22 protein-coding genes, 2 pseudogenes and 1 riboswitch are annotated in these 25,649 nt (G+C 69.8%); of the genes and pseudogenes, 11 read left to right on the top strand and 13 right to left on the bottom strand.

What is annotated here, in order from left to right:
- Nucleotides 1-3: 3 nt before the first annotated feature.
- Complete coding sequence (locus A9X00_RS28955) at nucleotides 4-528, bottom strand: serine/threonine protein kinase (RefSeq protein ID WP_067161759.1); 525 nt, start codon at nucleotides 526-528, stop codon at nucleotides 4-6.
- 53 nt (nucleotides 529-581) lie between these two features.
- Nucleotides 582-1,109, bottom strand: a complete 528-nt coding sequence (locus A9X00_RS28960; RefSeq protein WP_067161763.1) for a serine/threonine protein kinase — start codon at nucleotides 1,107-1,109, stop codon at nucleotides 582-584.
- A 337-nt stretch (nucleotides 1,110-1,446) separates the two neighbouring features.
- Here A9X00_RS28960 and A9X00_RS28965 point away from each other — a divergent pair, with 337 nt between their 5' ends.
- From A9X00_RS28965 to A9X00_RS28995, 7 genes are all read left to right on the top strand, one after another.
- A complete protein-coding gene (locus A9X00_RS28965) occupies nucleotides 1,447-1,770 on the top strand; it encodes a CD225/dispanin family protein (protein ID WP_067161766.1) in 324 nt (107 codons plus the stop codon).
- Between the two features lie 15 nt (nucleotides 1,771-1,785).
- Nucleotides 1,786-2,211: a DUF2752 domain-containing protein gene (locus tag A9X00_RS28970; protein WP_067161769.1), complete on the top strand. Its 426-nt coding sequence runs from the start codon at nucleotides 1,786-1,788 to the stop codon at nucleotides 2,209-2,211.
- A complete protein-coding gene (locus A9X00_RS28975; protein ID WP_067161772.1) occupies nucleotides 2,204-3,685 on the top strand; it encodes a M28 family metallopeptidase in 1,482 nt (493 codons plus the stop codon). The genes A9X00_RS28970 and A9X00_RS28975 overlap by 8 nt, the downstream gene beginning before the upstream one ends.
- A complete protein-coding gene (locus A9X00_RS28980; RefSeq protein WP_067161776.1) occupies nucleotides 3,682-5,151 on the top strand; it encodes a M28 family peptidase in 1,470 nt (489 codons plus the stop codon). The genes A9X00_RS28975 and A9X00_RS28980 overlap by 4 nt, the downstream gene beginning before the upstream one ends.
- Nucleotides 5,152-5,201: 50 nt before the next feature.
- Nucleotides 5,202-5,990 carry an alpha/beta hydrolase gene (locus tag A9X00_RS28985; protein ID WP_067161779.1) on the top strand — a complete coding sequence of 263 codons (789 nt, stop codon included), beginning with the start codon at nucleotides 5,202-5,204 and terminating at the stop codon, nucleotides 5,988-5,990.
- A 204-nt stretch (nucleotides 5,991-6,194) separates the two neighbouring features.
- Nucleotides 6,195-7,679 (top strand): HNH endonuclease signature motif containing protein, encoded by a 1,485-nt coding sequence (locus tag A9X00_RS28990; protein ID WP_067161782.1) that lies wholly within the window; start codon nucleotides 6,195-6,197, stop codon nucleotides 7,677-7,679.
- 138 nt (nucleotides 7,680-7,817) lie between these two features.
- The gene (locus A9X00_RS28995; RefSeq protein ID WP_067161786.1) at nucleotides 7,818-9,275 is read left to right on the top strand and encodes a peptidase; all 1,458 of its coding nucleotides are present in this window, start codon (nucleotides 7,818-7,820) and stop codon (nucleotides 9,273-9,275) included.
- Between the two features lie 2 nt (nucleotides 9,276-9,277).
- On the opposite strand, the gene A9X00_RS29000 is transcribed toward A9X00_RS28995, so the two are convergent.
- The 6 genes from A9X00_RS29000 to thiC form a co-directional block, all read right to left on the bottom strand.
- Nucleotides 9,278-10,147, bottom strand: a complete 870-nt coding sequence (locus tag A9X00_RS29000) for an LLM class F420-dependent oxidoreductase (protein ID WP_067161789.1) — start codon at nucleotides 10,145-10,147, stop codon at nucleotides 9,278-9,280.
- Between the two features lie 20 nt (nucleotides 10,148-10,167).
- Entirely contained in the window at nucleotides 10,168-10,602 is a 435-nt protein-coding gene (locus A9X00_RS29005; RefSeq protein ID WP_067161792.1) for a MarR family winged helix-turn-helix transcriptional regulator, read from the bottom strand.
- A 56-nt stretch (nucleotides 10,603-10,658) separates the two neighbouring features.
- Nucleotides 10,659-10,883: a hypothetical protein gene (locus tag A9X00_RS29010; protein WP_067161796.1), complete on the bottom strand. Its 225-nt coding sequence runs from the start codon at nucleotides 10,881-10,883 to the stop codon at nucleotides 10,659-10,661.
- Nucleotides 10,884-10,892: 9 nt separating this feature from the next.
- On the bottom strand, nucleotides 10,893-11,516 hold the full coding sequence (locus A9X00_RS29015) for an alpha/beta family hydrolase (protein ID WP_067161799.1): 624 nt from the start codon (nucleotides 11,514-11,516) through the stop codon (nucleotides 10,893-10,895).
- Nucleotides 11,513-12,340 (bottom strand): bifunctional hydroxymethylpyrimidine kinase/phosphomethylpyrimidine kinase, encoded by an 828-nt coding sequence (thiD, locus tag A9X00_RS29020; RefSeq protein WP_067161802.1) that lies wholly within the window; start codon nucleotides 12,338-12,340, stop codon nucleotides 11,513-11,515. The genes A9X00_RS29015 and thiD overlap by 4 nt, the downstream gene beginning before the upstream one ends.
- Nucleotides 12,337-13,959, bottom strand: coding sequence for a phosphomethylpyrimidine synthase ThiC (gene thiC, locus A9X00_RS29025; protein ID WP_067161805.1), 1,623 nt, complete (start codon nucleotides 13,957-13,959; stop codon nucleotides 12,337-12,339). The genes thiD and thiC overlap by 4 nt, the downstream gene beginning before the upstream one ends.
- Nucleotides 13,950-14,060: riboswitch (TPP riboswitch) on the bottom strand. It overlaps the preceding gene by 10 nt.
- 68 nt (nucleotides 14,061-14,128) lie before the next feature.
- Between thiC and A9X00_RS29030 the strand changes: the two genes are divergently transcribed.
- The 3 genes from A9X00_RS29030 to A9X00_RS29040 all read left to right on the top strand — a co-directional run bounded on the left by A9X00_RS29030 (nucleotide 14,129) and on the right by A9X00_RS29040 (nucleotide 19,060).
- A complete protein-coding gene (locus A9X00_RS29030) occupies nucleotides 14,129-14,803 on the top strand; it encodes a PAS and ANTAR domain-containing protein (RefSeq protein WP_067161808.1) in 675 nt (224 codons plus the stop codon).
- Between the two features lie 100 nt (nucleotides 14,804-14,903).
- A complete protein-coding gene (locus tag A9X00_RS29035) occupies nucleotides 14,904-15,266 on the top strand; it encodes an STAS domain-containing protein (protein WP_067161838.1) in 363 nt (120 codons plus the stop codon).
- Entirely contained in the window at nucleotides 15,263-19,060 is a 3,798-nt protein-coding gene (locus A9X00_RS29040; RefSeq protein ID WP_067161812.1) for a SpoIIE family protein phosphatase, read from the top strand. The genes A9X00_RS29035 and A9X00_RS29040 overlap by 4 nt, the downstream gene beginning before the upstream one ends.
- Nucleotides 19,061-19,070: 10 nt before the next feature.
- Here A9X00_RS29040 and A9X00_RS29045 read toward each other — a convergent pair whose 3' ends face one another.
- The gene (locus tag A9X00_RS29045; RefSeq protein ID WP_156772353.1) at nucleotides 19,071-19,346 is read right to left on the bottom strand and encodes a hypothetical protein; all 276 of its coding nucleotides are present in this window, start codon (nucleotides 19,344-19,346) and stop codon (nucleotides 19,071-19,073) included.
- A 63-nt stretch (nucleotides 19,347-19,409) separates the two neighbouring features.
- Between A9X00_RS29045 and A9X00_RS32425 the strand changes: the two genes are divergently transcribed.
- Nucleotides 19,410-19,706, top strand: coding sequence for an Rv1535 domain-containing protein (locus A9X00_RS32425; protein ID WP_255363126.1), 297 nt, complete (start codon nucleotides 19,410-19,412; stop codon nucleotides 19,704-19,706).
- Here the strand turns inward: A9X00_RS32425 and A9X00_RS32430 are convergent.
- From A9X00_RS32430 to A9X00_RS29065, 4 genes and pseudogenes are all read right to left on the bottom strand, one after another.
- Nucleotides 19,672-23,220 (bottom strand): annotated as a pseudogene (locus A9X00_RS32430) (HAD-IC family P-type ATPase); the annotation flags it as partial. The gene A9X00_RS32425 and the pseudogene A9X00_RS32430 sit on opposite strands and share 35 nt — an antisense overlap.
- Nucleotides 23,221-23,859: 639 nt before the next feature.
- Nucleotides 23,860-24,300, bottom strand: a complete 441-nt coding sequence (locus A9X00_RS29055) for a hypothetical protein (RefSeq protein WP_067161845.1) — start codon at nucleotides 24,298-24,300, stop codon at nucleotides 23,860-23,862.
- Between the two features lie 176 nt (nucleotides 24,301-24,476).
- Entirely contained in the window at nucleotides 24,477-25,283 is an 807-nt protein-coding gene (locus A9X00_RS29060; RefSeq protein ID WP_197515309.1) for an exodeoxyribonuclease III, read from the bottom strand.
- 17 nt (nucleotides 25,284-25,300) lie between these two features.
- A pseudogene (locus A9X00_RS29065) lies at nucleotides 25,301-25,649 on the bottom strand (hypothetical protein); the annotation flags it as partial.

The raw sequence follows: 25,649 nt of genomic DNA on the forward strand, positions 1-25,649 counted from the left end.
AGGTCAGCCGTTGGTACGCCACCACTGGTAGAGCGCGTTGACGTCGGTGTTGGACGCGCGGATGTGGCTCAACACGTTCTTGGCGTCGGTGGTCCAGGTGATGACGGCGGCGTTCTTATAGGTCCCGCACGCCACCTGTCCCGCCGTCGCGCCGGTGCTGCCCGTGTGCCAGGTGCCCGGTGACTGTCCGTTGTCCCCGCACGGGCTCAGCGAGACACCGTTGATGCCGCCGGTGAACGCGGCGGCCAGGTCGCTGCCGTTGCTGTAGAGCTGGTAGACGCCGGCGGCCGGGCCGTTGGGGTCGGGGCTTTGCCCACAGTCGAGCTCGGCCAGGATCGGCCCGGACAGCGGGGCCGGCTGGCAGTTGTTGAGGCCGTAGCCCTTCGACAGATTGGCGGCCAGCGTGTTGATGTCCGCCGAGCTACCGGTGCCGGGGTCCGCGGTCGCCGTGGCGGTGCCGACGATGACCGAAGCGCCCATGAGCGCCGCGGCCGACGCCGCCCACAGCGCCTTGGTGAGAGGGGACATTCTGAACTCCTTTGTTGTGTTGGAAAACCAAGCAGCCGAGCGTCTTTCGGGTGTCAGCCGTTCGCGCGCCACCATTGGTAGAGCGCCTGGACGTCGTTGTTCGACCCACGGATGAGGCTCAAGATGTTTTTGGCGTCGGTGGTCCAGATGACCTCGGCGGCGTTCTGGTATGTCCCGCATGCCACCGATCCGGAGTTGGCGTTGTTGCTGCCCTGATGCCAGGTGGTGGGCGACTGGCCGGCGTCCCCGCAGGCGGTGAGCACGTCGTCCTTGATGCTGGTCTTGAACGAGCCGGTCAGGTTGTCGATGTTGTTGAACAGGATGTACCTGGCCTGGATCGGGCCGCTGGGGTCGGGGCTCTGCCCGCAGGTGAGCACGGCGAGTTCCCCGGCGTCGAGGTTTCCGGCGGTGCAGTTGTTGAGGCCGTAGCCTTTCGACAGATTGGCGGCCAGCGTGTTGATGTCCGCCGAGCTACCGGTATTGGTGGGGTCCGCGGCCGCCGTGGCGGCGCCGGCGAATACGCAACTGCCCGCGGCCACCATGGCCGCCGCGGCGCGCACCGCCTTGCTGAAATGAGGCATCCTTGGCTCCAATCGCACCGGAAATCGCGCTTCCGCTAATGGGATCGTAGGGCTATGTCCTGTCCATGCAACACATTCCGCTGGAAATTATCTGTCTGGGCATCATTGTTGCCGCCGGCGACCGAAGCCATTCGATAGGCAAAGTGGTTGAAGGTCAGGGACTTTCGCGCCGGTCCGCGGCTCGTGCCCAGGGCGGGCGGCAACGCAAGCGCCGCCGGCGGAACGGTCGCGCGGCCGGCGGAAACGGCGAATTTCGCGGAGATAGTGCCCTCGCGGGCCCGCTCCGGTATGGTAAGCACCGCTCGACGCCAGCTAACTCGCCTCGACTGGAGAATCCATGACACAGCCGCCCCCTCCGCCCGGATACCCGCCACAGCAACCTGCCGGGCAACCGCCGAACAACTACTTGGTGTGGTCGATTCTGGTGACGCTCTTCTGCTGTCTGCCGTTCGGGATTGTGGCAATCGTCAAATCCAGCCAGGTCAATGGTTTGTGGGCGCAGGGCCAATACGCGGAGGCCCAGGCGTCCGCCGACAGCGCCAAGAAATGGGTGATCTGGTCGGTAGTCGCCGGTGTGGTCGTGGGCGTCATCTACGGCATCCTGATGGCGGTTGGTGCGCTGAGCGTGAACACGAACACCGCGCTCGCCGCGATGTTCTAAGCCGGTATTGCGATCATGGTGACCCGCCACGGGTCGGCGCGCCTCGGTCTGGGCGCGCCGCTCCTGGTGGCGGCGTCCACCACCCTGGTCTGCGCCGCCACCTGGGTGGGTGATCCGACGACCCCGGGTGGGCCCCTGCCCGTCTGCCCCACCAAGGCCCTGTTGGGCATCGACTGCCCGGGGTGTGGCAGCGCCCGGATGTTGTATTCGCTGATGCACGGCAACGTGTTGGCGGCCGCCAGGTTCAACGCGCTGGGCCTGGTGGCGCTGGTGTTGCTGGTGTGGGCGTACGGGGCGTGGACCTACGGCCGGGTGACGGGCCGGCCGGTCCGGGGCTGGCAGCACCAGCGCTGGGCCGCCGCGGTGACGCTGGTTCTGGTGGCGGTCTGGTTCGTGGTGCGCAATCTGCCGTTTGCACCATTCAACTCGCTGTATGTCTAGCCTGAGGGCCCTGCTCGCCGTGGTCGCCCTGGCCGCGTTTCTGGCCGGCTGCTCGCATGGCCGCAAGAACACGCAGCCGGCCACCGGTGACGCCGCCGCGTTCGCGACCTCGGTGCACGATAAGGTCACGGCCGACGCCATGATGGCGCATCTGTCGAAACTCCAGGACATCGCCAACGCCAACAACGGCACCCGCGCGGTGGGCACCCCCGGCTACGAAGCCAGCGTCGACTACGTGGTGAACACGTTGCGCAACAGCGGCTTTGACGTCCAGACCCCCGAATTCTCGGCCCGGGTTTTTCACGGCGACAAGCCGACGGTGACGGTCGGCGGGATGGCCGTGGATGCGCGCCCGCTGGACTTCAGTATCGGCACCCCGCCCGACGGGGTGAGCGGGCCGCTGGTGGCGGTGCCCCCGGCGAACAGCCCGGGCTGCAAGCCCGCCGACTTCGACGGTCTTCACGCGCAGGGCGCGGTGGTCCTGGTGGACCGCGGTACTTGCCCGTTCGCGCAGAAGGAGGGTGCCGCGGTGCAGCGCGGCGCGGTGGCGATGATCATCGCCGACAACGTCGACGAGCAGCAGATGGGCGGCACCCTCGGGCCCGATACCGACGTGAAGATCCCGGTGGTGAGCGTCACCAAGTCCACCGGGCTGCAGCTGCGCGGGCAGCCGGGACCGACCACGATCAAGCTCAACGCCAGCGTCCAAACCTTCAAGGCCCGCAACGTCATCGCGCAGACCAAGACCGGGTCGACCACCGACGTGGTGATGGCCGGCGCCCACCTGGACAGCGTCCCCGAGGGACCGGGCATCAACGACAACGGGTCCGGAGTGGCCGCCGTCCTGGAAACCGCGGTGCAGCTGGGGAATTCGCCGCCGGTGCACAACGCGGTGCGGTTCGGCTTCTGGGGCGCGGAGGAACTCGGGCTGATCGGGTCGCGCAACTACGTGGAGTCGCTGGACCTCGACGGGCTGAAAAACCTTGCGCTGTATCTGAACTTCGACATGCTCGCCTCGCCGAACCCGGGTTACTTCACCTATGACGGAGACCAATCGCTGCCGGCGGACACGCGCGGCCAGCCGGTGGTGCCGGAAGGATCGGCCGGCATCGAGCGCACCCTGGTCGCCTACCTGAAGTCGGCGGGCAAGACGGCGCAGGACACCTCGTTCGACGGGCGCTCGGACTACGACGGATTCACGCTGGCCGGCATCCCGTCGGGTGGCCTGTTCTCGGGCGCCGAAACGAAGATGTCCGCCGACCAGGCCAAGCTCTGGGGCGGAACCGCCGACGCGCCCTTCGATCCCAATTACCACCAGAAGACCGACACCCTCGAGCACATCGATCGCACCGCGCTGGGCATCAACGGCGGCGGTGTGGCCTATGCGGTCGCGTTCTACGCGCAGGACCTCGGCGGCCGAAATGGCGTGCCCGTGCTGGCCGATCGCACGCGGCACGTGCTCAACAAGCCATGATCCGCCGGCTGGCCGCGGCGCTGGCGCTGATCGGCTTGGTGGCGGGGTGCTCGTCACCGCGGCCGGCGCCCCCGGCGGCGGCGCCCGATCTGGCCCGCGGACTGGCGGCGAAGGTGACCGCCGACCGGATGGTCGCGCACCTGCGCGCGCTGCAGGGCATCGCCAACGCCAACCGCGGAAGCCGCGCCGACGGCACGCCGGGCTACGACGCCAGCGTCGATTATGTCGCGAAGACGTTGCGCGACAGGGGATTTAAGGTCTCGACGCCGCAGTTCGACCGGCTCTACAACGTGTCGCAGGGTAAGCCCGCGCTGACGGTGGCCGGCCGCACCTATCAGGTCGACCAGGCGTCGATGCTGGTTCGTACGCCGCCCGGCGGCCTGACCGGACCGCCCGCGCACCCCGCCCGCCCGTCGGGCTGCGCCGCCGGCGATTACCCGGCGGCCCTGCCCGCGGGCGCGATCGCCGTCGTCGACGACGCGGGCTGCTCGGTGGTCGACAAGCAGAACAGCGCCGTGGCCCGGGGTGCCGCGGGGCTGATCGTGATCAGCGCGCCCAACGGGCAGGGGGCCCCGCCAACGCTGTTCGGGCCCGGCTATTTCAAGCAGCTGACCGTGCCGGTCGCCGTCGTCGGCCCCAACGGCGCCGCGGCGCTCGCCCACGACACCGCCCCGGTGCGCCTGGTGCTGGACGCCGAGAACCGCACGATCTCATCGCGAAACGTGTTGGCGCAGACCGAGACCGGCTCCCCGCACGAGGCGATCGTGGTCGGCGCGCACCTGGACAGCCCGCGCGACGCCCCGGGCATCAACGACGACGGGACCGGCGTCGCGGCGGTGCTGGAGACGGCGCTGCAGCTGGGACCGTTGGCCGCGGTGAACAACGCGGTGCGGTTCGCGTTCTGGGGCGCCGACGAGGACGGCATCAACGGCGTGATGGACTACGTCTTCGGCATGGATCGCGATCAGCTCAACGACATCGCGATGTACCTCGACTTCAACATGCTCGGTTCGCCAAACGCCGGCTACTTCACCGACGACGGCGACCAGTCCGGTCCGCCCACGCCCGGAATCGCATTCGGCGACGTGCCCGAGGGCTCGGCCGGCATCGAGCGCAGCCTCGGCGGCTACCTGAACCTGGCCGGCAAGCGGCCGGCCGACATGCCGTTGGCCACCATGGCCGATTACCACCCATTCATGGTCGCGGGCGTGCCGGTCGGGGGTTTGATCGCCGGCGCTTCGCAGCTCAAAACCACGGTGCAGGCGCGGCTGTGGGGCGGTCAGGCGGGCGTCCCGTTCGACCCCAACTTTCAGAGCCCGCGCGACACCGTCGACGCCGTCAACCGGGACGCCTTGGCGGTCATGGGTTCTGGCGCGGCGTTCGCGGTGGGCACCTACGCGGAGTCGATCGGCGGCGTCAACGGCGTCCCGCCCCACGACAAGCGGCATCGCACCCGGGTGCCGTAGCGGCTGGCTAGATGCCCACATACTGCTGAGCCGACGGAAGTGTGAGCCAAATGCTTGAAGTGATCGAGAAGGGGTCGACCACCGATGCGCACCCGACGCCGCTGCTTTTTGTTCACGGCGCGTCCGTCGCAGCATGGTGCTGGGACGAACACTTTCTGGACTTCTTCGCAAGCAGGGGCTACCGCGCCGCGGCACTGAGCCTTCGCGGCCACGGTGGCAGTACCCCGTCCAAGCCCCTCAATTCTTGTTCTCTGGCCGACTACGTGGACGACGTACAGTCGGTTGTCTTCAAGCTGGGGTCCCCACCAGTGCTCATCGGTCACTCCCTGGGCTGTTGGGTCGTACTGAATTACCTTGCGACGCACGGTGGCCCAGCGGGGGTTCTCATGGCACCCGGCACACCGCAGGGATTACGACGATGGGCGTTCCGCTCAATCCGCCGTCACCCCTGGGTCTTTCTGCGCGCCACTGTCGTCGGCAGCCCAGAAGATGTATTCAACACTCCCGCCTTGGCTCGTGAATTCTGCTTCTCGGCGAACACCCCAGACGCCATCGTCAGTGCCTGTGCGGCTCGTCTCGAATCTGAAAGCACAGGCGTCACACGAGATTTGATGAAGCGACTTCCTGACGCTGGCCTGCTGAAAGCACCGATGCTTGTTCTCGGCGCCCAAGATGATGGCATGCGAATCGCAGGGGATGCGCTTGCCGTGGCGCAGATTTACCAAGCAGATCTGGAGCTATTTCCCGACATGGGGCATGTCATGATGCTTGAGGCAGGATGGCAGTCCGTCGCCGAAAGAATCGACGGTTGGCTCACCAGCCAGGGGCTAGAACTCTAGGGTTATGCGCAGTTGGTCAACCTGCTACTCGAAGCTCAGCGCATGAGCAAAGCCCGAGTTCGATCGGATCGCTGACTAGACGCCCACAACATTCCAATCCGCCCATGGGCATGCGCGTGCGGTGGGGAGCTTCGGTGCCGTTTATCCACAACGTGCGACCCTGCCAAAAAGTTTGAGTCAGTGGACGCTGCTATACTCGAACATATGTTCGATACTCGGCTTCATGAGTACTGGGAGCCCCCGGTCACCGAGCGCTCGGCGGCGCTGATTGAGCGGATGTGTGGCGCCGGGCGGGCCGAGGCGCGCGCGGCCGCGGAACGGTTGGATGCGGTCGGGGAGTTGTTCGAGCTGCGCCGCGCCCAGCGCGGTGAGGCGGCCGATTGGGCGGTGGACACGTGGGCGGCGGTGGGTGCGGAGGTGGCCGCGGCGTTTCGGATCAGCCTGGCCATGGCGGGCAGCTACCTGCGCTATGCGCTGGCTATGCGCGAGCGGCTACCGCAGGTGGCGGAGGTGTTTCGGGCCGGGGATATCGATTGCCGGCTGTTTCAGACGTTGGTGTATCGCACCGATCTGATCACCGACGCGGATGTGCTGGCGAATGTGGATGCGCAGTTGGCCGCCAACGTGGTCCGTTGGCCGTCGATGACGCGGGGCCGGCTGGCCGCCCAGGTGGACAAGATTGTGGCCAAAGCCGATCGGGACGCGGTTCGCCGCCGGAAAGAGCGTCAGGTCGATAGGGAGGTGTGGATCGGGGATCTGGTCGGCTGCGGGATGTCGGAGATCAATGGCAGCCTGTTGACCCCGGATGCGCATGCCCTCGACAAGCGGCTGGATGCGTTGGCGGCCACCGTGTGTGCGCATGATCCGCGGACCCGTGAGCAGCGTCGCGCCGATGCGCTGGGGGCGCTGGCCGCCGGGGCGGATCGGCTGGGCTGCCGCTGCGGGCGCCCCGATTGCGCCGCCGGGAAACGCCCGCCCGCGAGCCCGGTGGTGATCCATGTGATCGCCGAACAGGCCACCCTCGACGGGCGCAGTTCAACCCCGGGTTCCGAGGTGGGCGCCGACGCGCTGATTCCCCCCGAACTGGTGCAGGAATTGGCGAAAGCGGCCAAGCTGATGCCGCTGATCCACCCCGGCGACGCGGCCCCGGAAAACGGCTACGTGCCCTCGAAGGCGTTGGCCGACTTCGTGCGCTGCCGCGATCTGACGTGTCGCTGGCCCGGCTGTGACGCCCCGGCCATCGGCTGCGACATCGACCACACCATCCCCTACAGCCAAGGCGGAGCGACGCACGCGTCAAACCTCAAGTGCTACTGCCGAACTCATCACTTGATTAAGACGTTCTTCGGCTGGGCCGAACAGCAGCTGCCCGACGGGACGCTCATTCTGACCTCCCCGGCGGGGCAGACCTATGTGACCACCCCGGGCAGCGCGCTGTTGTTCCCGAGTTTGTGTTACTCGGTCGGCGGCATGCCCACGCCCGAGGCCGACGCACCGGCCGAGTACTGCCCCGAGCGGACCGCGATGATGCCCAAACGCCGCCGCACCCGCGCCCAAAACCGGGCGCACGCCATCGCCACGGAACGCCGCCACAACCGCGACGCCCGCGCGGCCCGCCGGACCGAGGCGTGGAGCTACACCCTGCCCGCCCCGCCCGCTAGCGACGACGACGAACCGCCGCCCTTTTAAGGGCCGTCCGGCCACCGGGAATTTACGGGCTGAATACCGCCCGGCCCATTGAAATTTGGGCTGTCAGAGTTAGCCAGGCGATCTAGAATGAGATCCCTTTGATGCTGCCCTGCAGCCCGGTCGGGATAGAGGTCTTTCATGAGTGTGCGCGGGCGGAGTCGACGTCTGAAGGCGGCAATCGCCTGCGCCGGGGCGGTACTCGTGGTGGCGGGCTGCACCACGATGGTCGACGGGCGTGCCCTGTCCATGCTCAACGACCCCTTCCGGGTGGGCGGCCTGCCCGCGACCAGCGGCCCCAGCGGGATCCGCGCGAACGCACCGGCCCCCACCGGCACGGTGGTCAACACCGACAACGGGCCGATCGACAAGCTGTCCCTGCTCTCGATCAACGACATCGAGGACTACTGGAAGTCGGTGTACAGCGAATCGCTGAAAGGGACGTTCATCCCGGTCGCCAAGATGGTGTCCTACGACTCCGACAATCCGAACAGCCCGATCGTTTGCCATAGCGAAACCTATAAGCTCGTCAACGCCTTTTTCACGTCGCGATGCAACCTCATCGCCTGGGATCGCGGGGTGTTCATGGCCATCGCGCAACGCTATTTCGGTGACATGTCCGTGAACGGTGTGTTGGCGCACGAATTCGGCCACGCATTGCAGCAGATGGCGAAATTGGTGACCAGAACGGACCCGACCATCGTCCGCGAGCAGCAGGCCGATTGCTTCGCGGGCGTGTACCTGTTCTGGGTGGCCGACGGCAAGTCGCCGCGCTTCACGCTGAGCACCGCCGACGGGCTCGACCACGTGCTGGCCGGGATCATCACCACCCGCGACCCGGTCCTGGACGCCGACACCACCAACGACGACGAACACGGGTCGGCGCTGGACCGGATCAGCGCCTTCCAGATGGGCTTCATCGACGGCGCCTCGGCGTGCGCGGGGATCAACAAGCAGGAAATCGCCCAGCGCCGCGGCGACCTGCCGACCACGCTTCGGACCGACTCCAGCGGGGATCCCGAGACCGGTGAGGTCCCGATCAACGAAGACACGTTGTCGACGCTGATGGAACTCCTGGGAAAGATCTTCTCCCCCAAGAGCCCGCCGACGCTGTCCTACAAGCCGGCCGATTGCCCCGACGCAAAGCCCAGCCCGCCGGCGTCGTACTGCCCGGCCACCAACACCATCGTCATCGACCTGCCCGGGCTGGCGAAGGCAGGCAAGGTCGCCGCCGAGAACGAGCACACCCTGCCGCAGGGCGACGACACCGCGCTGTCGATGGTGATGTCCAGGTACGCGCTGGCGGTGCAGCACGAACGCGGCCTGGCGATGCAGAGCCCGTGGACCGCGCTGCGCACCGCGTGCCTGACCGGTGTCGTGCACCGCAAGATGGCCGAACCGATCGAGCTGCCGTCCCAGAAGCAGCTCGTGCTGACGGCCGGCGATCTCGACGAAGCCGTCTCCGGCCTGCTGATCAACCACCTGGTTGCCAGCGACGCCGACGGCACCAGCGTGCCGGCCGGCTTCACCCGAATCGCGGCCTTCCGCGGCGGCGTGGCCGGCAACATGGACGCCTGCTACTCGCGCTATCCCGGCTAGTCTCAGGCGATTTCGGCGATCCTCGGCACCACCTCGTCGCCGAACCGGCGGATGAAGCCGACGGGGTCGGGGTTGCCGGGCACGGGACCCGTGTTGATCATCTCCACGCCAAGCTCGGCGTACCGCTCGACCGTCTTCAGGTACGCGTCGGTGTCCGCGAAGGGGTCGTCGAAAAAGCCGACCGTCTTGCGGATCTCGCCGGGATCCCTGCCCACCGCGTCGCAGTGGCTCTTCAGCACGTCGACCTTGTGCTTGAGTGCCTCGACATCGCTCGTCGTGCTGTTCCAGACGTCCGCGTACTGCGCGACCAGCCGCAGCGTCTTCTTCTCGCCGTCGCCGCCGATCAGGATCGGGGGCCGCCGAATCGGTTGCGGCACACAGATTGTCTCGGCCAGCTGGTAGTGCTGGCCGTGGTACGGGCCGTCGTTGTCGCTCCACATCTGCAGGCAGACCTGCAGCGTCTCTTCCAGCATCTCGAACCGCTCTCGAAGCGGCGGATACGGGATGCCGAGGGCGATGTGTTCGCGGTCGTACCACGCCGCGCCCAGCCCCAGCATCGACCTGCCCTGCGACAGCACGTCCAGCGTCGTCACCGCCTTGGCCAGCACGCCCGGGTAGCGATAGGTGACCCCGGTGACCAGCAGGGCCAGCTCGATCGTCGTGGTGTGCCCGGCCAGGAACCCCAGCGACGTGTAGCCCTCGAGGAACGGGTCCTCAGCTCGCCCAACCTGTTCCATCTGGAAGAAGTGGTCGGCCAGGGTGAACAGCGTGGCGCCGCCCTGCTCGGCGGCCTTGGCGGCGTCGGCCAGCGTCGGGCCCAGTTGCGCCGGGTTCCCCGGCAGAAAGTCGATGAAGTGAACGCCCAATTCCATTGCGGTTTCCCCTCTTGTCGTCATTCGGTCAGACGCTCGAGCAGCGACAGCGCGTCGAGGATGACGCGGCGTTCCCGTTCGGAATACCGCTCCTGGATGGCCCGCGCCAGCCACTCCTCCCGCACCCGGCGGTCGCTCTCGGCGCGGCGCCGGCCCGCGGCGGTCAATGAAATCACCTGGCGTCGGCCGTCTTCGGGGTCCGGCGTGCGTCCGATGAGCCCGCGTTGCTCGAGCGCGGCCACGATCGTGGCCATCGACTGCGGTCGCACCCCTTCGGCGGCGGCCAGCGGGCGGGCCGACGAAGCGCCCTCTTTCCAGAGTCGGGTGAGGACCGCGGTCTGGGACGGCGTGAGGTCCTCGTCGACCCCGAGACACCGCAGCCGGCGCCGTAGCCGGCTGAACAGCACCCGCAGATCGCGGGCGGCCGCCACGGCCGAGTCACCGATGCCGTCCATGACTCCACCCTAAATTAGTCAGTTAAAACTGTCCAGTTGTGACTGACTAAACAGTGTCACGTCATGCAGACATTGGCGAAGAGCAGGACGGGCCACGACACGATCGACCCCAGGAAGGACACCGCCAGGTCGACGCCGTGCATCTGATGCAGATGCTCGGTGTGGGTCGTCGACCAGATGGTTCCCACCAACAAGTAGGGGGTGCCGAGGATGAGCGCGATGGCCATCAGCTGGGCGATGCTGAGCCGGTATTCGAGCACTCGGCGAAGTTTCTCCAACATGGTTGGGGATTATGTTAATCGAGCCAGCCGCAGCGCGGCCTCGATCGCGAGCGCGGGCACGTCGAGGCTCTTGGAGCGCAGGTCGTGGCGGGCGCCGGTGATCTCGACGACCTCGGTCGGCGCGGCGATCAGCGCGGCGGCGGCGCGCAGTTCGTCGGGCGTGCCGAACGGATCGGACGTCCCGTGGGTGAACACGGTGGGCACCCGGATGTCGGGAAGGTGCTCGGTGCGGGGGCGTTCCGGCTTGCCCGGGGGGTGGACCGGATACGAGAACAGGGCCAGCACGTCCACCGGAACGCCACCCTCGGCCACGACCATGGACGTCTGCCGGCCGCCGTAGGAGTGACCGCCGGCGATCAGCGGTCCGCCGGAAAGGCCGCGGCACAACGTGATCGCCTCGACGATCCCCTCGCGGTCGGTGGCCGCCGAGCCGGACGGCGGCCCCTTGGGCCGGCGCCGGCGGTAGGGCAGGTTGTAGCGCACCGCGAGCCAGCCGCGCCGCGCCCACTCGTCGCAAACCTGTTGCAGCAGTAGTGATTCCCGGTTCCCACCGGCGCCGTGGGTAAGGACCACGACACCGGCCGGTGCTCCGTCGGGTTCGTGCACGACGCCCGCGATCGCCTCGAGGTTCATGACAACCGGAACAGCGGCGAGACGGGGCCGTGGCCGTGGCCGAGCGGATAGGAGGCGCGCAGGCACTCGGTCACCCACCCCTTCGCGAACGCGACCGCGTCCGGCACGGTGTAGCCGTGGGCCAGCGCGCACGCCGTCGCCGCGGCCAACGTGTCCCCGGCGCCGTGGTCGTGAGTGGTGTCCACCCGCGGCGACCCGAACTCATGAAAGTCGTTGCCGTCGAACAGAAGATCCGTGCTCGTCGCCGAACCCTGCAGGTGGCCGCCCTTGACCAGCGCCCACTTGGGTCCCAGGGCGTGCAGCGCGCGCGCCGCCTCCCGCTGCGTCTGCGAGTCGACAACATCGATATCGAGTAGCAGTCGCACTTCGTGCAGGTTCGGGGTCACCAGCGTCGCCAACGGAAAAAGGTCGCCCCGAAGGGAAGTCAGGTCCGCGGGATCCAATAGCGGATCGCCGTGCATCGACGCGCACACCGGGTCGACCACCAGCGGCGCGTCGCCGCCATGCTGACGCCAGGCCGCGGCGACCGATTCGATGATCTCACCCGACGCCAGCATGCCGGTCTTGGCCGCCTGCAGCCCGATGTCGTGACATACCACCTCGATCTGGGCGGCGATGACGTCGCCGGGAACCTTGTGAAAACCCTTGACGCCCACCGAGTTCTGCACGGTCACCGCGGTCACCGCGCACAACGCATGAACCCCGAGCAGCGTGCAGGTGCGCACATCGGCCTGCATCCCCGCGCCGCCCCCCGAGTCCGAGCCGGCGATCGTCAGCACGCGCAACGGCGTGGCGCCGGGCGGCGCTAGGGGCAGGTATTTCACTGGGTGATCGGCAGATACACCCGATTGCCGTGCTCGGCGAACTCGACAGACTTCTCGGCCATCGCGGCTTCGATCGCCTCCTCGCTGTCGAGGCCGTGCGCGGCCGCGTAGTCCCGGACGTCCTGCGTGATGCGCATCGAGCAGAACTTCGGCCCGCACATCGAGCAGAAGTGCGCGGTCTTGGCGGGTTCGGCGGGCAGCGTCTCGTCGTGGTATTCCCGCGCGGTGTCGGGGTCCAGCGACAGCGCGAACTGGTCGTGCCAGCGGAACTCGAAACGCGCAGTGCTCAAAGCGTCGTCGCGCTCCTGCGCGCGCGGGTGCCCCTTGGCCAGGTCGGCGGAGTGGGCGGCGATCTTGTAGGCGATCACGCCGTCCTTGACGTCCTTGCGGTCCGGCAGCCCCAGGTGCTCCTTGGGCGTCACGTAGCACAGCATCGCGGTGCCGGCCTGGGCGATGATGGCCGCGCCGATCGCCGACGTGATGTGGTCGTAGGCCGGCGCGATGTCGGTCGCCAGGGGGCCCAGGGTGTAGAAGGGGGCCTCCTCGCACAGCTCCTCTTCCAGCCGCACGTTTTCGACGATCTTGTGCATCGGGATGTGCCCGGGTCCCTCGATCATCACCTGTGCGCCATGGGCTTTCGCGATCTTGGTCAGCTCGCCCAGGGTGCGCAGCTCGGCGAACTGGGCGGCGTCGTTGGCGTCGGCGATCGAACCCGGCCGCAGCCCGTCGCCCAGGGAGAAGGTGACGTCGTAGCGCGCGAAGATGTCGGCCAGCTCGTCAAAATGCGTGTACAGGAACGACTCCCGGTGATGGGCCAGGCACCAGGCCGCCATGATCGACCCGCCGCGGGACACGATCCCGGTGACCCGCTTGGCGGTCAGCGGCACGTACCGCAGCAGCACGCCGGCGTGCACGGTCATGTAGTCCACGCCCTGCTCGCACTGCTCGATCACGGTGTCGCGGTAGATCTCCCAGGTCAGCGCGGTCGGGTCGCCGTTGACCTTCTCCAGCGCCTGGTAGATCGGCACCGTGCCCACCGGCACCGGCGAATTGCGCAGGATCCATTCGCGGGTCTCGTGAATGTTCTTGCCCGTGGACAGGTCCATGATGGTGTCGGCGCCCCACCGGGTGGCCCACACCATCTTGTCGACCTCCTCGGCGATCGACGACGTCACCGCCGAATTGCCGATGTTGGCGTTGACCTTCACCGCGAACGCCTTGCCGATGATCATCGGCTCGCTCTCGGGGTGGTTGTGGTTGGCCGGGATCACCGCGCGGCCGCGGGCGACCTCGTCGCGCACCAGCTCGGCGGGCATGTCCTCGCGGGCGGCGATGAACGCCATCTCCGCGGTGATCTCGCCCGCCCGGGCGCGCTGCAGCTGGGTGCCGCGGTCGCGCACCACGCCGGGCCGCGCCGGCAGCCCGGCGGTCAGGTCGATCACCGCGTCCGGATCGGTGTAGGGCCCGGAGGTGTCGTAGAGGTCGAAGTGGTCCCCGGTGGAAAGGTTGACCCGCCGGAAGGGCACCCGCGCGCCGGGCACCCCCTCCAGCTCGCGATAGGCCTTGCTGCTGCCCGCGATGGGTCCGGTGGTGACGGACGGCTCGATGGTGACGGTCATTCTGTGCTCCCTACGCCGGCATTACCCGGTCAGGTTCGTACGGTCGACGGCCCCGAGCCGTCCTCTCAGCGCACTCGGCGTGCGCTCCCGCGTGTGGTGGATGGGTCCGTCCGCGACGTTACCCCTTGGGCGGTAGCCGCGAGTACCCAGCGGGTGGGAGGATGCAAACGTGCAACCCGCCGAGAGCCCGACGCAGCCGGCCGGTGCGGCCGCGGCCAGGTACCTGAACGTCGGGGCCTTCCGCTTCTGGTTCGTCGGCCAGCGCTGGGAATGGTCCGACGAGGTCGCCCGGATGCACGGTTACGAACCCGGCGAAGTCGAGCCGACGACCAAACTGCTGCTGTCACACAAGCATCCCGAGGACCGCGCCCACGTCCAGGACCTGCTGGACTACGCGCTGCAGTCCGAGGAGTCGTTTTCGAGCCGGCACCGGTTCCTCGACACCGGGGGCAAAGTGCACGACGCGATCGTGGTGGCCGACCGCATGCTGGACGACTCCGGCGCGGTGGTGGGCACCGCCGGGTATTACATCGACCTCACCCACACCTTCGACGAGGCGCGGCAGGAAGTGCTCGACGAGGCCCTGCCGGACCTGTTCGAGAACCGCGCGGCCATCGAGCAGGCCAAAGGCGTGCTGATGTACGTCTACCGGGTCAGCGCCGAGCAGGCCTTCCGCGTGCTGCAGTGGCGCTCGCAGGAGACGAACGTGAAGCTGCGCTCCCTGGCAAAGCAATTGCTGGCCGAGGTCGTGACGCTGCCGGCTCCGACCGCCGCCGCCCAAAGCCAGTTCGACCACTTGCTGCTGACGGTCCACGAACGGATCCCCGCGGAGCCGTCCGCGTAATCGCTAGGCTTCGAAACACCCTTTCCTGGGCATGCTGCACATTCGGGACGCCGCAGTGACCCCCAGAAGGGATTCCGTTTTGTTCGAGGCGGTGAAAGGCATGGAATTGTTGGCGGTTGACCACGAGGCCCGGGAGGAAGCTGTACTCGTTCGGGTCAAAGGCGATGTCGATTCCAGCACCGTCGACCAGCTCACGCCCCACCTGGTCGCCGCGCTGCAGGTGGCCGCGAAGCACCCGGCCCGGTTGGTGATCGTCGACCTGCAACCGGTGACCTTCTTCGGCAGCGCGGCGTTGAACGCGGTTCTCGACTGCCACGAGGGTGGCAAGGAAACCGGCACGTCGGTGCGGCTGGTCGCGGACAACGACCAGGTTCTTCGACCCATCCAGGTGACCGAGCTCGATCGCATCCTCGAGGTGTACCCGACGCTTTCCGACGCTCTGCAACGCGACCGCCCGCAATGAGTCCGCTGCCGGCCGACCTCGCGGCGGCGGTAGCCCTGGGCGGCGAGATGGGCCGCCGGTTTGCCGAGTTCGACTGGGATGCGCACCCTTTGGGGCCGCCGCAGCGGTGGCCGGCCGAGTTCCGCGCGGCGGCGGTCACGGCGCTGACCTCACGGTTCCCGATCGTGCTGTGGCTGGGGGCGCAGGAGCTGTTCCTGGTCTACAACGACGCCTACATACCGGCGCTGGCCGACAAGCACCCGTCCGCGCTCGGCCGGCCCGGCCGGGAAGTCTGGTGGGACATCTGGGAATCGATCTCGCCCATGCTGGCGGGCGTCATCACGACGGGCGAAGCCACCTGGTCCGACGACCTGCTGCTGACGATGGTGGTGGAAGGCCGGCGGCTGGATCGGTATTTCACGTTCACCTACGGCCCGTTGATCGCCGACGGCGGCGACGTCTCCGGGATTTTCTGCGCGGTGAACGAAACAACCGAGCGGGTGCTGGGGGAGCGGCGCCTGCGCCTGCTCAACGACCTGGCCGCCACCGTCATCGGAACCCAGAGCATCGACGCCGCCGTCGACGCCGCCGTCGCGGTGTGTGCGGCCCAGCCGGCGGACCTGCCGTTCATCGCCGTCTACGTCGCCGACGCCGACGGCGACACCGCGCTGCGCGGCGCGACGGGGTCGGTGCTGCCGGCCCTGCCGCGATCGCTACGGGCATTGACCGATGACGTCGCGGCGGCGCTGTCCGGGCTCGCGGCGATCCTCGGCGACGACTGTCCGGAACGGGCGCTGGTGTTGCCGTTCGGCCAGGACTCCGCCGCCGGGGCGCTGGTCGTCGGCATCAATCCGCGCTGCCCGCTCGACGACCAGTACCGCGGCTTCTGTCAGCTGCTGGCCGACCAGCTGTCGTCGACATTCGCGCGGATTGTCTCCTACGAACAGCAGCGGCTGCGGGCCGACGCGCTCGCCGAGTTGGACCGCGCCAAGACGGCGTTCCTGACCAACGTCAGCCACGAATTCCGCACGCCGCTAACCCTTTTGCTGGGGCCGCTCGAGGACGCGCTGTCCGATGCGCCGCCCGACAGCGTGCTGGCGGACCGCCTGACCACCGCGGACCGCAACGCAAGGCGGCTGCAGCGCCTGGTCGACTCGCTGCTCGATTTCTCGCGCATCGAGGTGGGCCGGGCGAACGCGCAACTGGTGTGCACCGACGTCGGTGCGCTCACCGAGCACGTTGCGTCGTCGTTCACCGAGCTGTGCCAGCGGGCGGGCCTGGAACTCGTGTTGGACTGCGCCCCGGCGCTCGCCGACGTCGACCCGGGCATGTGGGAAACCATCGTGCTCAACCTGCTTTCCAACGCCGTCAAGTACACGCTGCGCGGCTCGATCACGGTCGAGGTGCGCGCCGAGCCCGCGGATTGCCGAATCACATTGCGGGACACCGGGGTTGGGATCGCTCCGGAGGACCTGGACCGGTTGTTCGAACGCTTCTACCGGGCCGACAACAGCCGCGGCCGCAGCGTGGAGGGCGCCGGCATCGGGCTGTCGCTGGTGCGCGGGCTCGTCGAGCTGCAACGCGGAACGGTGCAGATCGAGAGCGAGCCGGACCGCGGAACCACGGTCACCATCCGGCTGCCGCGATCGGTCACCGATACGCCCGTCGAGCAGATCCCCGAGGGCACGCCGGACGCGAGCAACCCGTACGTCGCCGAGGCGCGGCAGTGGCTGACGCCCGTCCCTGACCCGGCCGCCGCGCCGGCCGCACATGACGGCTCGCGCCAATTGGTGTTGGTCGCCGACGACAACGCCGACATGCGCGCCCACCTGGAGCGCGTGCTATCGCCCCATTGGCAAACGGTTTTGGTCGCCGACGGGGAGTCGGCGCTGGCCGCGACGAGGGAGCTGCGTCCGGACGCGATCGTGACCGACGTGATGATGCCGGGCCTCAGCGGCTTCGATCTGGTCGCGGCGATTCGCGCGGACCCGGCGCTGGCGCCCACGCCGGTGCTGATGCTGTCGGCGCGGGCAGGCGCGGAGGCCGTCGACGAGGGCTTCGCCGCCGGGGCCGACGACTACCTACCCAAGCCGTTCCGGTCGCAGGAGCTGGTCGACCGGGTGGCGTCGCGGTTGTCCGCGGTCGCCCGGGAGCGCGACCACCAGCGGCGCCACGAACGGCTCGACCTGGCGCAGCTCGACTCCGCCCTGCAGGCCGCCGACTCGGTGGCCGGGGTCTTGCGCGCGCTGATCGACGCCGGCGCGGGGTCGGGAGGACCGGCCGCCGTGACGATCGGGTTGTTCGACGGCGAGCGCCACGTCCGGTTCGAGTACGCCGGCGACGTGCCCGCGGAGGTGCGGGACCGCTACCACGTGGCCGCGCTCGACGCCCCGCTGGTGGGAGTGGACGTCATGAACAGCGGCGAGCCGATGGTCGTCGGCGACACCTTCGACCTGGCCCCGCGCTACGAGCACGCGGTGCGCGACACCGCGGCGAGCGTCCGCGCCTGCGTCGCTCATCCGTTGCGCGACAACGGCGGTCGCGTCATCGGCGTGCTGGCGCTGCTGTGGCCCACGCCGCGCCGGTTCGACGCCGCCGAACTCGACACGTTCCGCCGGATGGCGGCGCTCACCCAGTCGGCGGTGGACCGGCTGCGTGTCATGGCGCGCGAGCACCGGATCGCCGTCGACTTCCAGGAGCACCTGCTGGACTTGGATCGCGGCTCGACCGCGGCCGTCGTGGCGGCCGTCTACCAGCCGGCCGGGGAGGCGATGCGGGTCGGCGGCGATTGGTACTCGGTGACCCCGCTGGGCCGCGCCGGCCGGATCGGCATATCGGTCGGCGACGTCGTCGGGCACGGCCTGGCCGCGGCGATCGTGATGAGCAGGCTGCGCGCCGCGGTGGCCGCCTCGGCGCTCAGCGCGGCCGAGCCGGCCGCGGTGCTGGGCGCGCTGGACCGCTACGCCGCCAGCGTCACCGGCGCCCGCTGCGCGACGGTGGCCTACGCCCTCGTCGACATCGGCGCAACGGACTCCGGCGGCGCCATCGTCAGCTACAGCTGCGCCGGGCACCCGTACCCGCTGCTCATTCCCGCCGACGGCGATCCGGTCTACCTCGAGTCGGGTCGGCGGCCCCCGGTGGCCGTCCGGGACAGCGGCCCAGGGAACGTCACCGACAACGTCACCGCGACGGCCGAGCTGGCGCCGGGAAGCCTGCTCCTGCTCTATACCGACGGGCTCATCGAGCGTGCCGGCGAGACGCTCGACCAAGGGTTCGCCCGCCTGAAGGCCGCGGCGGCCGGGTGTGCCGGCCTGCCGGTCGAATCGGTGTGCGCCGAGCTGCTGGCGCGGATGACCCCGCCGGGGGGCTACCGCGACGACGTCGTGGTGCTCGCGCTGCGCCCGAGCCACGCTGGTGCGCGCAGCTTCGCCGCCGTGCTGCCGGCGGTGCCGGCGCAGATCCCCGCCGCGCGCCGCCAGCTACGGGCTTGGCTGGACAGCATCGCCGCGGTGCCGCGCCGCGAGGAGGACATCCTGCTGGCGACCGGGGAGGCGGTCACCAACGCCATCGAACACGGCAGCCGCTGCGAGCCGCGACGGACCGTCTCCATCGAGGCCTTCCTGCACGGGGAGACCGTCGCGGTCACCGTCAGCGACACCGGGAGCTGGGTCGGCGATTCGTCAGTCAGCCTGCGCAGCCACCGGCGCGGTCGCGGGCTCACCCTGATCGGCGGGCTGGCCGACCGCGTCGCCACCGTCCGCACCCCGGGCGGCACCCGGGTCACGCTCGAGTTCGATCACGCGGTGAGCGGCTAGGCGTAAGGGGCTAGACCTCTTCCATCGCCTCGCCCAGCTCTTCGAGGAGCCGGTTGTGGTGGTTGCTCGCGAGCACGTGGCCGGCGGCGATGACCAGGGCGACGGGCCAGTCGATGAGTTCGAACGCCGCCAGGGCCGCCAGGCCGCCGTAGTAGGCCAGCTGCTCGGGCCGCGGAATCTCCACCTGACCCACCACCGGCACGTTCACCACGAACGTTTCGCCCTCGCGGATCTTCTCCACGGCCTCGCGCTGCGAGGTCCCGGTGCGCGACTTCTTTTCGGCCATGATTCGCCTTTCGGTAACGAAGGGTTTGCCGCCCCGCCGAGTACCCCGACCACCGTCGGATTTATGTCGACGACCGACTCCGTGTCCGATCCGCTGGTTTCGTCGATCGCTTTGGTGCTGAAGGTGCCTCTGGTGCAACTCTATGCGCTGCTTTGGCGGGCCGGGGTGGTTGAGATTCGCCATTCCGATCCGACGACTCACCGTTCGTCGCGTCAGGCCCTGGTGGCAGCGTGTGCGGGCTGCCCCAACCATCCGAAACCCGGTTCAGAACGGCTATCGCGACGGTCGCCCCGGCGGCGGCCCCCAGAGCCTGTCCCCAGCCGAGGGGACCAAGCGGTGTGCAGCCGAGCAACTGGCTGACCACCGGGATGCTGATCAGCGTCCCCATCGCGCCGAGCGAGCCCACCGCCGTGAGCACCACCAGCGGGGCGTGAGAATCCAGCAGCGTCTGGCCCAGCTCGGCGCCCACCAGCGCGACCAGCGCCACCGTGGAGGCCCGCTGCGGGCGTCCGGTGACGCTCGCCATCGCCCAGGCCACCGTCGTCGCGGCGGCCGTGGTGACGCCGCGGATGGCCACCGCGCGCCACAGCGCCGGCTGGTCGGGACCCCGAATGCCCGGGTCCATCGGGGTGCTGGGCTCGCTGACCGCCAGGGCGGCGGCCGGCAGGGCGTCGGTCATCATGTTCACCAGCAGCAGCTGGCGGGTGTTCAGCGGCGACGTGCCGGTGATCGCGCTGCCGATGACCGCGAACAGCACCTCGCCGGCGTTGCCGCCCAGCAGCACCGACACCGCCGCCTGCACCCGCTGCCAGAGCTGGCGTCCCTCTTCGATGGCCTGCACCAGCGCCTCGATGCGGGCGTCCACCAGCACCACGTCGGCCGCCATGTGGGCGGGGTCGCTGCCGCCCGCCACCACGCCGATGCCGACGGTGGCGGCCCGGATGGCGGCGGCGTCGTTGGAGCCGTCGCCGACCATGGCGCACAGCACGCCGGCGCCCTCCAACGTCTGGACGACCTGCACCTTGTTCTCGGGCGTCATCCGCGCGAAGATGACCCGCTCGGTCACGACGCGCTCCTGGTCCTTGCGCGACAGTGCGTCCCACTCGGAACCGCTGATCACCTGCTCGTCGGTCACCGCCAGGCCGAGCTCGCGGGCGATGGCCAGCGCGGTGATGGGGTGGTCGCCGGTGATCAGCTTGATGCCCACGCCCTGGCGGCGCAGGTTCGCCAGCAGGTCGACCGCCTCGGGGCGCGGCGTGTCGGACAGGCCGAGGAACCCGGTCAGGGTCAGCCCGTCGCGGCAGAAGTCCGCGATGTCGTCCGGGTCGTCCTTGATCGCCTCGGCCTGTTGCGGTGTCAGCCGCCGCTGGGCCACCGCGATCACCCGGAGGCCGCCGGCGGCCAGTTCCCCGACCGCTTTCTGGATCTTCGGGCCGGTGTTCTCGCAGGCGGCCAGCACCACTTCGGGCGCGCCCTTGACGGTCAGCTCCGTGCCGGTGACCGAGGCTGAGAACGACCGCCCGGAGCGGAAGGGCAGGTGCGCTTGCGCCTCCTCGGTGGGGGCCGAGCCGTCGAGCGAACGCTGCGCCGCCTCGACGATGGCGGCGTCGGTGGCGTGCGCATGCGGGCTGCCGTTGGCGGCGGGTGCGGCGTGCGCCGCGTGGCGCAGCACCTCCTCGGGGGAGTGGCCCGGCGCCGGGCGGACCTCCGCCACCCGCAGGCGGTTCTCGCTCAGCGTGCCCGTCTTGTCGAAGCAGACGACGTCGATGCGGCCGAGCGCCTCGACAGACCGCGGAACGCGGACCAGCGCGCCGAACTTGGTCAGCCGCCGCGCGGACGCCGACTGGGCCAGCGTCGCCACCAGGGGCATCCCTTCGGGAACCGCGGCGACGGCGATCGCGATGCCGCTGGCCACGGCCTGGCGCAGGCCCGTTCCGCGCAGCAGCCCGAGCCCGCCGACCAGCGCGCCGCCGGTGACGCTGACGGGGAAGGCCCGGTTGGTGAGCTGGCTGAGCTGATGCTGCAGGCCGATGTCGGACGCGGTGTCGCCGGACACCAGCTCGGCGGCGCGGCGCTCCTGGGTGTCGGCGCCCACCGCCGTCACCACCGCGACCGCGGTGCCCGCCACGACGGTGGTCCCGGCGTACAGCATGCAGCGACGCTCGGCCAGGTCGGCGCCCGGCGTGGCGTCGACCTGCTTCTCCACCGACAGCGACTCGCCGGTGAGCGTCGACTCGTCGACCTCGACGTCGATCTCCTCGACGATCCGCGCGTCGGCGGGCACCACCTCGTGCGTGCGGATCTCGATGACGTCGCCGGGCCGCAGCTGCGCCGCGATGACGTCGGTGTAGCTGCGCTCGCCGTCCGGACCGGTGTCGACCCTGCGGGCCGGCGGGATCTGCTGCGCCAGCAGGCGATCGAGGCGGTTCTCGGCGCGCAGCCGCTGGCTGGCCGCCAGGATGGAGTTGCCGGTCAGGACCGAGAACACCAGGACGGCGTCGACGGGCGAACCGAGCACCGCGCTGGCCGCCGACCCGAGCGCCAGCACCGGGGTCAGCGGGTCGGTCAGCTCGGCGCGGACGGCCTTGAGGAGCTGCCACACCGCGTTCGGGGGCGCGTCTGCCCGCCCTTCGGGCGGGGCATCCGCCTTCGGCTCGGGCGGCGGCAGGGCCTTGCGCACCTGCTCGACCGACATCGCGTGCCATTCGTGAACGGCCGCCGGCCGCGGCGCGTCCGCCGTCATGATCCCGCGGGCCAGCAGGTAGCCGGACAGCGCGCCCGCCGCGGCGCCGGTGGTCACCGGTCCCGGGCCGAGGCCACGGACGCCCGGGATCATCAGGAGCGATCCCATGGCCGTCGCGCCGGCCGCTATCCCGACCCCGCGCTGGGTGGCCGCCTTGGCCGCCGGAAGCGCATGCAGCACCCGCCAGGCGGCCGTCAGGTCGGGCAGCAGCAGGTCCGCGCACCAGGGCGGCGGGCCGGCGCCGGGCTGCGGCAGCACGCCCAGCGCCACGTCCGCCGACGAAAGCGCTTGTGCGCCAGACGATGACAGCACGGCGACGGTGCGACCCTGCCGCTTCAGGTCGGCGACCGCGCGGGCGAGGGCGTCGTCGATCGAACCGTTGGCGAGCGGGGTGACCTCGTCGAACGCGGGGCGCAACTCGCCCAGGGAATCGACGTCGATCGATATCAGCTCCGCCCCCGTGCGGTGCGCCTCGGCGACGACGGCCGACGCCAACGGGTCGTGGGAGGGGCGGAACAGCGCCTCGACCGTCGCGTGCGGCTCGCCGGCCGACATCCCGGGCACCCGGTGCCAGCCCGGCCGGTGGCCGTTGTTCTGCAGCACCAGCTGGGCGCGGTTCCACGCGGCGGACAGCTCACGCTCGTCGGCGCCGCGGATGCGCGCCACCCGCATGCCGGTGGTGCACAGCACCCGTGGGTCGATGACGATCGCGTCGACGCGGTCCAGGCGGCGCAGCGCGTCGGGCCGCAGCGACAGCACGGCGTGCCGGTCGGCCAACCCACGTCCCAGGGCGGCGGCGAACGCCTCCGGCGTGGTGCGGCTGGCCTTGGGGGCGGTCACCAGCACCGCGGTGGCGGCCATGTTCGGGTTGCGGGTGGTGACGGCGACCAGGCCCGCGCCGAGCGCTTGGATGAGAGCGAACCGTCCGGCTGCGCGCTCCGCGACCCGGGCCGGCGGCGGCCGCGGCGACGACGCGTCGCCGGGCGGTTGGTCGGCGTGGCGGGCCAGCTCGGGTTCGTGCCGGCGCCAGGCGCGGGCCTCGGCGCGGCACTCGGCGGCCTTCAGCGACTGCATCAGCAGGCCCACCGACAGCGAGGCCGGTGCGAGCGTGACGGTTTCGACGGCAGTCATGGCCAGGGTCAGCACGGTGTCGGTCGCCGGCCCGCCGATGCGGTCCTCGAGCAGGCGCCGCAACCAGGGCTGGTAGTCGATCACCACGACGGGTGCCTGGATCCCGACCGGCAGCCGCGGCAGGCGCAGCGCCCGGCCGGCCACCGCGATGCCCAGCCCGGCCGCGTTCGCGGCCACGGTCACGGCCCGGGTCGCCGCCACCACGCCGTCGCCCGGCAAAGCCGTCGCGGGCGCCTTGTTCGTTGCGCGGCAACGCCTTTCGGCGTCCTCGACGACCCGGCACAGGTCACGCAGCGAGGTGTCGGGATCGCCGAGGGTCACGACGACGCGCGACAGGGGGTGGTTCAGGCTGGCCGACGAGACGCCGGCGTGGTCGCGCAGGCCGTCGAGCACGGCCCGGCCCAGTTCGCCGTCAGTCGCGTCTTCGAGGCCGCGCACCTCGATCCAGGCGCGGTGCTCGCCGCGCCAGCAGCGCCGGCTCAGCGTTTCGGCGGGCAGGTCGCCGGTGAGCGCCCTGGCGCCCTCGCGCAGCGGAATCGCCGCGATGTGAAGGGCCTCCTGTGCCAGTCCGGTGAGAGCCCGCAGCGGCGTCGATCGTGGTAGCGACGTGACAATGCTCAAGGGCTGCCCGGACGATTCTTAGTTGGTGCTGCGCAACTCGGCGGCACCGGCGCGGCGCCCGGCCGCCTTCTTGGCCGCCGGCTTGCCCGCCGCCTTCTGCGGCGCGGCCTTCTTCGACGGCTCGGAGGGCACCGGCTTGAGGTTCGCCTTGGGCGAAGCGCCGTTCTGGGGCTTGCGATTCATCCTGTGCAACAGCAGCGCTCCGCCCCCGACGGCCAGCAGCACCGGCCACTCGACCAGGCCGGCCGCGCCGATCGCGCCGAGCGCCAACGCGGCCGCCGGCGTCGAGTGGCTGCCGCTGTTGATCCCGCGCTTGATGCCCTCGGCGGCTCCGGTGACACCGCCGACGATTCCGTTGACCGCGGCGCCGCCCCCGGCGCCCGCGGCCGCCGTGGTCGCGTCCGCCGCACGACCCACCGTCTTGCCCACGCTGCGTACTGCCCCACCGACGACACCCATGATCACTCCCTGGTATCTCATCGCTCTCACTGGGAACCGCGTGGCCACCCGTATGCCCGTTGAACGCGAGGTTAACAGCAACAACGAAATACTTCTCTGCATCTATAAGGCGAAAGCCTGCCACGTTACAAACGCCCGTACAACGAGCAACTTCTTCAACCGGGCTCACATGGAGCTTAAACCTGGCTCACATCGACCAGCACCGGCGCGTGGTCGCTGGGCGCCTTGCCCTTGCGTTCGTCGCGGGCGATCTGCGCGCCGGTGACGCGGCCGGCCAACGCCGGTGACGCCAGGATGAAGTCGATGCGCATGCCCCGGTTCTTCGGGAACCGCAGCTGGGTGTAGTCCCAGTAGGTGTAGACGCCGGGGCCGGGGGTGAAAGGCCTTACCACATCGGTGAATTGCGCGTCGACGATGGCGTCGAACGCGCGGCGCTCCGGCTCGGAGACGTGGGTGGCGCCGGCATAGTATTCGGTGCTCCACACGTCGTCGTCCGTCGGGGCGATGTTCCAGTCGCCGACCAGCGCGATCGGCGCGGCGGGGTCGTCGCGCAGCCAGCCGGCCGCCGTATCACGCAGCGCGGCAAGCCAATTCAGCTTGTACGTGTAGTGCGGGTCGCCGACGGCCCGGCCGTTGGGCACGTACAGGCTCCACACCCGCAGCCCGGCGCAGGTGGCGCCCAGCGCGCGGGCCTCCGCGGTGGCGGCCACCTCCGGCTTGGACGTCCAGGTCGGCTGGCCGTCGAAGCCGATCGCGACGTCGTCGAGGCCGACGCGCGAGGCGATGGCCACGCCGTTCCATTGGTTGAAGCCGACGTGCGCGACCTCGTAGCCGAGTTCGAAGAATGGCAGGGTGGGGAACTGGCCGTCGGCGCACTTGGTCTCCTGCATGGCGAGCACGTCGACGTCGGCGCGGGCCAGCCAGTCCAGGACTCGGTCCAGGCGCGTGCGAATCGAATTCACGTTCCAGGTGGCCAACCGAATCTTGCCGTCGGGCATGACTAGACGGTATCGATCGCCCGGACGTAGCGGCGGCGGTGGTGCAGCCGAAAGCCGAGGGACGACGCCACGGCGATGTTGTCGGGGTCGTCGTCGCCGACCACCAGCACCTCGCAGTCGCCACCCGCCGGGCCGTCGGCCGCCAGGCGCAGCCACCGGGTGCCGTCGGGCAGCGGTCCCGGCGCGACGTTCGAGAGGTCGCGGACCAGGATCTGTTCGGTGCGTTCGCTCGGCACGCCGGGCGGGAGCCTCAGCAGGCGGTCGGGGATGGCCAGCCGCGGCCTGGCCCGGCGCCGAACAGGCCTGGGTCGACGGCTGGCTGCTGCGCGCTGGCGCCGGCGCTGGCGCCGC

This window comes from Mycobacterium sp. 1245805.9 (assembly GCF_001672915.1).
GTDB lineage: Bacteria > Actinomycetota > Actinomycetes > Mycobacteriales > Mycobacteriaceae > Mycobacterium.

What these genes read in the sequence shown, in the direction of transcription:
- A9X00_RS28955 (WP_067161759.1), bottom strand. Translation starts at nt 528, where the DNA reads ATGTCCCCTCTCACCAAGGCGCTGTGGGCGGCGTCGGCCGCGGCGCTC.
- A9X00_RS29040 (WP_067161812.1), top strand. Translation starts at nt 15,263, where the DNA reads ATGAGTCCGCTGCCGGCCGACCTCGCGGCGGCGGTAGCCCTGGGCGGC.
- A9X00_RS28985 (WP_067161779.1), top strand. Translation starts at nt 5,202, where the DNA reads ATGCTTGAAGTGATCGAGAAGGGGTCGACCACCGATGCGCACCCGACG.
- A9X00_RS29035 (WP_067161838.1), top strand. Translation starts at nt 14,904, where the DNA reads ATGGAATTGTTGGCGGTTGACCACGAGGCCCGGGAGGAAGCTGTACTC.
- A9X00_RS28970 (WP_067161769.1), top strand. Translation starts at nt 1,786, where the DNA reads ATGGTGACCCGCCACGGGTCGGCGCGCCTCGGTCTGGGCGCGCCGCTC.
- A9X00_RS29015 (WP_067161799.1), bottom strand. Translation starts at nt 11,516, where the DNA reads ATGAACCTCGAGGCGATCGCGGGCGTCGTGCACGAACCCGACGGAGCA.
- thiC (WP_067161805.1), bottom strand. Translation starts at nt 13,959, where the DNA reads ATGACCGTCACCATCGAGCCGTCCGTCACCACCGGACCCATCGCGGGC.
- A9X00_RS28990 (WP_067161782.1), top strand. Translation starts at nt 6,195, where the DNA reads ATGTTCGATACTCGGCTTCATGAGTACTGGGAGCCCCCGGTCACCGAG.
- A9X00_RS28975 (WP_067161772.1), top strand. Translation starts at nt 2,204, where the DNA reads ATGTCTAGCCTGAGGGCCCTGCTCGCCGTGGTCGCCCTGGCCGCGTTT.
- A9X00_RS29045 (WP_156772353.1), bottom strand. Translation starts at nt 19,346, where the DNA reads ATGGCCGAAAAGAAGTCGCGCACCGGGACCTCGCAGCGCGAGGCCGTG.
- A9X00_RS28980 (WP_067161776.1), top strand. Translation starts at nt 3,682, where the DNA reads ATGATCCGCCGGCTGGCCGCGGCGCTGGCGCTGATCGGCTTGGTGGCG.
- A9X00_RS28965 (WP_067161766.1), top strand. Translation starts at nt 1,447, where the DNA reads ATGACACAGCCGCCCCCTCCGCCCGGATACCCGCCACAGCAACCTGCC.
- A9X00_RS29055 (WP_067161845.1), bottom strand. Translation starts at nt 24,300, where the DNA reads ATGGGTGTCGTCGGTGGGGCAGTACGCAGCGTGGGCAAGACGGTGGGT.
- A9X00_RS29005 (WP_067161792.1), bottom strand. Translation starts at nt 10,602, where the DNA reads ATGGACGGCATCGGTGACTCGGCCGTGGCGGCCGCCCGCGATCTGCGG.
- A9X00_RS28960 (WP_067161763.1), bottom strand. Translation starts at nt 1,109, where the DNA reads ATGCCTCATTTCAGCAAGGCGGTGCGCGCCGCGGCGGCCATGGTGGCC.
- A9X00_RS29000 (WP_067161789.1), bottom strand. Translation starts at nt 10,147, where the DNA reads ATGGAATTGGGCGTTCACTTCATCGACTTTCTGCCGGGGAACCCGGCG.
- A9X00_RS32425 (WP_255363126.1), top strand. Translation starts at nt 19,410, where the DNA reads ATGTCGACGACCGACTCCGTGTCCGATCCGCTGGTTTCGTCGATCGCT.
- A9X00_RS28995 (WP_067161786.1), top strand. Translation starts at nt 7,818, where the DNA reads ATGAGTGTGCGCGGGCGGAGTCGACGTCTGAAGGCGGCAATCGCCTGC.
- A9X00_RS29010 (WP_067161796.1), bottom strand. Translation starts at nt 10,883, where the DNA reads ATGTTGGAGAAACTTCGCCGAGTGCTCGAATACCGGCTCAGCATCGCC.